The 6,207-nt window shown below is 23.9% G+C and carries 7 protein-coding genes and 1 pseudogene; 3 read left to right on the top strand and 5 right to left on the bottom strand.

The annotated features are described in order from the left end of the window. Positions 1 to 262: 262 nt before the first annotated feature. Together GBZ86_RS11230 and GBZ86_RS11225 are read right to left on the bottom strand one after the other, a co-directional pair. The gene (locus tag GBZ86_RS11230) at positions 263 to 892 is read right to left on the bottom strand and encodes a site-2 protease family protein (protein ID WP_152890710.1); all 630 of its coding nucleotides are present in this window, start codon (positions 890 to 892) and stop codon (positions 263 to 265) included. Between the two features lie 142 nt (positions 893 to 1,034). Next, positions 1,035 to 2,414 (bottom strand): PhoH family protein, encoded by a 1,380-nt coding sequence (locus GBZ86_RS11225; RefSeq protein WP_152890708.1) that lies wholly within the window; start codon positions 2,412 to 2,414, stop codon positions 1,035 to 1,037. A gap of 183 nt (positions 2,415 to 2,597) precedes the next feature. On the opposite strand from GBZ86_RS11225, the gene GBZ86_RS11220 reads away from it, so the two are divergent. Together GBZ86_RS11220 and rocF are read left to right on the top strand one after the other, a co-directional pair. Then, positions 2,598 to 3,389 (top strand): biotin--[acetyl-CoA-carboxylase] ligase, encoded by a 792-nt coding sequence (locus tag GBZ86_RS11220; RefSeq protein WP_152890706.1) that lies wholly within the window; start codon positions 2,598 to 2,600, stop codon positions 3,387 to 3,389. A gap of 91 nt (positions 3,390 to 3,480) precedes the next feature. Next, the gene (gene rocF, locus GBZ86_RS11215; RefSeq protein ID WP_152890704.1) at positions 3,481 to 4,380 is read left to right on the top strand and encodes an arginase; all 900 of its coding nucleotides are present in this window, start codon (positions 3,481 to 3,483) and stop codon (positions 4,378 to 4,380) included. 28 nt (positions 4,381 to 4,408) lie between these two features. Here the strand turns inward: rocF and GBZ86_RS11210 are convergent, their stop codons facing one another. After that, the gene (locus GBZ86_RS11210) at positions 4,409 to 4,759 is read right to left on the bottom strand and encodes an arsenate reductase family protein (RefSeq protein ID WP_152890702.1); all 351 of its coding nucleotides are present in this window, start codon (positions 4,757 to 4,759) and stop codon (positions 4,409 to 4,411) included. Between the two features lie 160 nt (positions 4,760 to 4,919). Between GBZ86_RS11210 and GBZ86_RS11205 the strand changes: the two genes are divergently transcribed. Then, positions 4,920 to 5,537: a 3'-5' exonuclease gene (locus tag GBZ86_RS11205; RefSeq protein ID WP_152890700.1), complete on the top strand. Its 618-nt coding sequence runs from the start codon at positions 4,920 to 4,922 to the stop codon at positions 5,535 to 5,537. Between the two features lie 65 nt (positions 5,538 to 5,602). Here the strand turns inward: GBZ86_RS11205 and GBZ86_RS11200 are convergent, their stop codons facing one another. Together GBZ86_RS11200 and GBZ86_RS11195 are read right to left on the bottom strand one after the other, a co-directional pair. Next, positions 5,603 to 5,929: a single-stranded DNA-binding protein gene (locus tag GBZ86_RS11200; protein WP_152890698.1), complete on the bottom strand. Its 327-nt coding sequence runs from the start codon at positions 5,927 to 5,929 to the stop codon at positions 5,603 to 5,605. A gap of 142 nt (positions 5,930 to 6,071) precedes the next feature. After that, positions 6,072 to 6,207 (bottom strand): annotated as a pseudogene (locus GBZ86_RS11195) (transposase); the annotation flags it as partial.

Genomic DNA, 6,207 nt, shown 5'->3' with positions numbered 1-6,207 from the left:
GTTTTTGGTAATTATATTAAAACAAAGGTTACCGGCTATTTTCACGTCTAAATTTTTGGTAATTTATAAACTTTTTTCTAATTAAAATTTGTCAATGGTATTTGAATCCAAAGATTAAACACTAGTGTTTTTAAATATAAAAAAATAAGTAACTTAAACAAATTATAAATTTGTAAAGATACTTATTTTTTACTATTATTTTCATATTCTTTCAATTCATATTTAATATATGTTTTTTACTTAATAAAAAACTTCCTATATTTTAAATAAATAAACTAGCAATTTTGGATATTAAATTTAATATAGCACTAGAAGGTATAGCTAATACTGGTTTTCCTAACATTATTATTACCACAAGTATTAAACTATAATATTCTTGCATTACTGAAGCTACTTTATAAAATATTTTAGGAGATAAATCCTCTAATATTCTAAAGCCATCTAACCCTGGTAACGGAAGTGTATTAAATACAAATAAGTTTACATTTATAACTACTATATTTCTAAAAATAACCAAAATAATAAACAAAAATTCATTATTATTGATTCTAATAAACTTTAATAATATTATGTAGATTATAGATGCTATTAATGCAACTATTATATTAGATATCCATGCAGTTATATTTACTTTTAAAGCATCTTTTTTAGGATTCTTAAAAGCATATCTATTTATTGTTACAGGTTTACTCCATCCAAAACCAGTAAATAACATTAAAACTAATCCTACAATATTTATATGTGCTAATGGATTTAATGTTAATTGACCTTGAAACCTAGGAGTTTTATCTCCAAGTTTATCCGCCATCCATGCTCTACTATATTCACGAAATGAAAAAGCTATTAAAATACCTGGAATGCTTAAAATCATACCTAATAAGTTTATTGACATTTTAATCCTCCTAATTATTAATAACATAAATTATACCATAATAAAATATTTTTTTCATTATTTGTTAATATTTTATTTATGTATAAAAATAAAGAATATGTAAAAACATTCAACATATCCTTTATTTTAAATCTAAAATAAATTATAATCTTTTTGCAGCTTCATAAGCTAATTGACTTCTTTCACATTCATCATATTTTAATGTTATTTGATAACAAATATTACTTCCTTTCATTTTTTCAGAAGCATAACATAACCCATTACTTCTAGAATCCATAAAAGCTTGATCTATTTGCTCTGGGTCTCCTATAAGAATTATTTTTGAACCTACTCCTGCTCTTGTAATTATAGTTTTTACTTGTTTAGGAGTAAGATTTTGAGCTTCATCTATTATAACCCAATTTCTTACTATACTTCTTCCTCTTAAATATGCCACTGCTTCTGTAGTTATTATTTTTCTTTCAAATAACTCTTCAATTTTATCATTTAATTCTCTTTCATTAGAATATTTCTTCTTATCACCTGAATCCATCAATATTTCTAAATTATCATAAACTGGTCTCATAAAAGGAGCTATTTTTTCTTGCTCTGTTCCTGGTAAATATCCTATTTCTTCATCCATAGTTACATTAGGTCTACAAACTAAAATACGTCTATATTGATTAGTCTCTTCTTCTATTATTTTTTGTAATCCTACTGCTAAAGAAAATAATGTTTTAGCTGTTCCAGCTGGTCCTTTAATAATTACTAAAGGTGCTTTATCAGCATCCATACTTAAACATTCTAGCATAAATTTTTGTCCAACATTTCTAGGTGATATTCCCATTATATTTATATTGTCTTTATAAAAAAGAGGAACTATTTTTTTACCATCAAATCTACCTAATGCTGTTTGCTTCTCATTATCATTACAATGTATAATTAAAAATTGATTTACTATAAGCTTAGGTAATACATATTTTTGATTTTTTTCATCATAAGTATTTACATCTTTAACTTGTAATTCTTTAGTTTTAAAAAATTTATTCAAATTCTCTATAGAAGTATACACCTCTATACGTCCTGTATATTGATCTTCAAATTCAGGAACCACCTCTTCATAATAGTCTTCTGCCTCTATACCTACAGTATCAGCTTTTATTCTTTCAAAAATATCTTTAGTTATTAAACATACATTTTCTCCTTTTTCTTTTAAAGCCTTACAAACTTGTATTATTCTATTATCAGCTTTTTCTATACTCCAAGATTTTGGTATTTTAGTTTCATAAAAATTTGTTTCCACCCATAAAACCCCAGAACCATTTAATTTAATTCCTTCATTTAAGTTACCTTTTTCTCTTAAACTATTAATTAATCTAGCAGCTTGTCTGGCGTTTGCACCTAAATCACTATTATTTTTTTTCATGTTATCTAATTCTTCTAATACTACTTCAGGAATTACAACATCATTATCTCCAAAAGTAAAAATAGCTCCTGGAGAATATAATAAAACATTTGTATCTATTACATATGTTTTTTTCAATACAACCACTCCTTTAGAATAATAGGTCCTTTTTATTGAAAAATCCTTTATTTATATATAATATTTTTAAAATTAGGATATAATTCTTAAAAAATGCTGGTTTTGTAAATATTTTTTATTAATTAATTTGTTAATTTAAACTTTTTATAATATAATTTCAATAATTTAAAAATTCTTAAGGATGTGATTTCAATTTTAGATTTATCAAAATTAAAAACTAAATACATAGGAAAAAAATATTTTTTCTATTCTAATATTTCCTCTACTAATGACATAGCAAAAAATTCTTGGAAAACTAATGATACTGGAACTATTTTTTTAGCACAAACTCAAAATAAAGGGAAAGGGAAAAACTCTAAAAATTGGTTTTCTCCTAAAGGAGGACTTTATTTATCAATACTTATAAAAGAAAAAAAATTATCCTTAAAAATTCTTCAGCAAATACCTTTATTAACAGCTTTATGTGTTTGTAAAACATTAAAGGAATTTAATGTTACTACATATATTAAATGGCCTAACGATATAATATTAAATAATAAAAAATTAGGTGGAATATTATGTGAAAGCAAATTTAAAAATAATTGTATAGACTATATAATAGTAGGTATTGGATTAAATATAAACTCTCTAAATCTTAACAATAATTCTTTAGAAAATATTTTTACTTCTTTAAAAAATGAATTTAATATAGATTTCCAAATAAATGATATATTATGTTGCTTTCTTAATAATTTTGAAGAATTATGGGAACAATTATTAAAGACAGGATTTAATAATGAATTTCTTGACCTTTACAAAAAAAATTCAATTATATTAAATAAAACTGTTTTACTTTTAAATGAAAACAAAAGAGAAATAGTTTATGTATTAGATATACTAAACACTGGTAAATTAGTATGTAAAACATCTAATGGATTAATAAAACACTTTGTTTCAGGAGATGTCTCAATTAGAGGGCTAAATGGTTATATTTAAGCTAATTATTAACAAAAACTTCTTGTGTTAGTTATCAATATAATATATAATCTACATTGTCGAAATTTTATATAATATTGGGGGTGCCTAGATGGAAATAAATCTATTAGGAGTTCCGCTATTTTATGGATGTGATAATCCTGGAGTGGAAAATGGGCCAAACACATTAAGAGAAAATAACCTTTTAAACATTTTTGAAGCTAATAATCATAAAATTTATGATTTAGGTAATTTATATGTTCAATCTATAGATGTAAATGAAAAATATAAAGATAACGATAAATTAAAATATTTGTCGCCTATAATAGAAGTAAATAATAACTTAGCTCACTGGGTTTATTGTTCTTTAAAATCAAATAATTTTCCTCTAATAATAGGAGGAGACCACTCTTTAGGCTTAGGAACCCTAGCAGGATCCTCTAAGTACTTCGGAGATGATTTTGGTGTTGTTTGGGTAGATGCTCATGGCGATATAAATACCCTTGAAAGTTCACCTAGTGGTAATATACATGGAATGCCATTAGCTGCTTCTATGGGAATTGGACATGATTCATTAACCAATGTTTATTTTAAAGGTAGAAAAGTAAATCCTAATAAAGTTTTTATACTTTGTGCTAGAGATTTAGATGAAGGAGAATTAAAGTTAATAAAAGAATTAGGTCTAAATGTTTGGACTTCATCTACTATAAAAGAATTAGGAATAGAAAAAGTTGTGGATATGTTATTAAATACCATTAACAAACTAAATATTAACAATATTCATTTAAGTTTTGATATAGATTGTACGGATCCATCTTTAATTCCTGGTACTGGAACACCTGTTGAAGAAGGTATGGATTTAAGAGAAGCAAAATATATAATAAATAAATTATTTAACACAAAAAAAGTAAAGGCTATGGATTTTGTAGAGTTTAATCCTGAAATAGAATATGATACTACTTTAAAAAATTGCTTAGAATTATTAAAGTGTATATCTGAATGTATAAATTAATTTTAAAAGGACTTTTTTAAGTCCTTTTTTATTTTTCTTCTTTAATCCACATGTCCCATATATTTTTTTCAAACCCTATAGTAGATTTATTTCCATTTCTCACTATAGGAGTTTTATATAATTGAGAATTTTTTAGCAATAATTCTTCTTTAATATCATTACTTTTAATTTTATCTAAATTTAATTTTTTATATGTTTGAGAGTTTATATTAATAATTTCATTTATCATAAACGATAACTTAATTTTTTGCAATTCTCCTTTACTTAATCCTCTTATTCCTAAATCTATAAACTGATATTTTATATTTCTTTCTTTAAAATATCTTTCTGCTTTTTTAGTATCAAAACATTTTTTCATTCCAAATATTTGAATATTCATATTTTTCTCCTTTTTATACTTATAATTTTATTTAAGTCATATAAACTTTTAATATTAGTTTATATGACTTAAATGATATTATCAATGTTATGTCTTTTACATTGATAGTTATAATATTTTATATTATTATATATGTATAACTTTTTAGGAGGACTTTTAAATGAAACTTTTATTTTTTGACACTGAAACTACTGGTATAAAACCAGGTAGCATATGTCAATTAAGCTATATTATAGTTGATACAACTGCTAAGCCTCAAAAAACAGTAGGAAAAAATTTTTTCTTTACTGTAGACGAAATGGAGCCTGAAGCTGAGAAAGTTCATGGTTTTTCATTAGAAAAACTTTATGAGCTAAGTAATGGTTTATGTTTTGAAGATTGTTTTGAAGAATTTTTTAATGACTTTATAAAAGCAGATTTTATAATGGGACATAATGTACAATTTGATATAAAATTTCTTAAACATGAACTTAATCTTCTTGGAGAAGAATTCATTCCTAATAATATATTCTGTACTATGCAATATTATAGACCTGTGTGCAAAATATTGCGTCCATCAGGAGATTATAAAAATCCTAAATTAGAAGAAGTTATTAAATTTTTGAATATTAGTAATACTCAAATAAGTACTATTGCTGATAAATTATTTAATGGCAGTGGGAATTATCATGATGCTAGATTTGATACAACAGCTACTTATCTAACTGTTATCGAAGGAATAAAAAAAGGGTTAATTCCTAAAAATTATTTTTCAAATTTATTAAAAAATAAAGCTTAAATTATAAATAAAGATATAGATTTCTAAACTTTTCTATATCTTTATTATATTAATTTTCTTTTTATTTAACCAATTTTCTTTTCAACTTTTTTTATTAAATCACAATGATTTATATGTATCTCTGTACTATATTTTTTCATTCCATCCCTATTATAAGTCTTAGTTTTTAACTTACCTTCAATACCTATCAAATCACCTTTATTTACATATTTTGAAAGAAAAACAGCATTATTTCCCCATGCTACTATTTGTATGAAATCTGTTAATTTCTCTTTTTTATTTTTATTGTATTCATTTATTGCAATAAAAAACTTTGCATATTTACCTTCTTCTCCATATGTGCTTAATTCAATATTCTTTGTTACTCTACCAATTAAATTTACTTTATTCATAGTTAGTATCTCCTTAATCAATTTATATTTTAATTATTGACATAAAAATACTTCTTAACCATAAGTTCCAGAACAAAATCTCTTCGCAGACCACCTTCGGCTCTTTAATTAAAGTTATCCACAGATTCTCAAAATTATAATCTCCTAAATAATCACATAACTTTCTTAATATCGCTCCTATATCTGACTTAATTTTTCCATAAATTATTTGTCTTCTATACTTTGGTGCAAAAACTATATGATATTTGCAATTCCATTTACTATGTGCTAAGCTACTA

Origin of the sequence: Clostridium tarantellae (assembly GCF_009295725.1) — a bacterium.
In the GTDB taxonomy this organism is placed as follows: Bacteria; Bacillota; Clostridia; order Clostridiales; family Clostridiaceae; genus Sarcina; species Sarcina tarantellae.
This window is presented reverse-complemented; position numbering and strand designations above follow the sequence as displayed.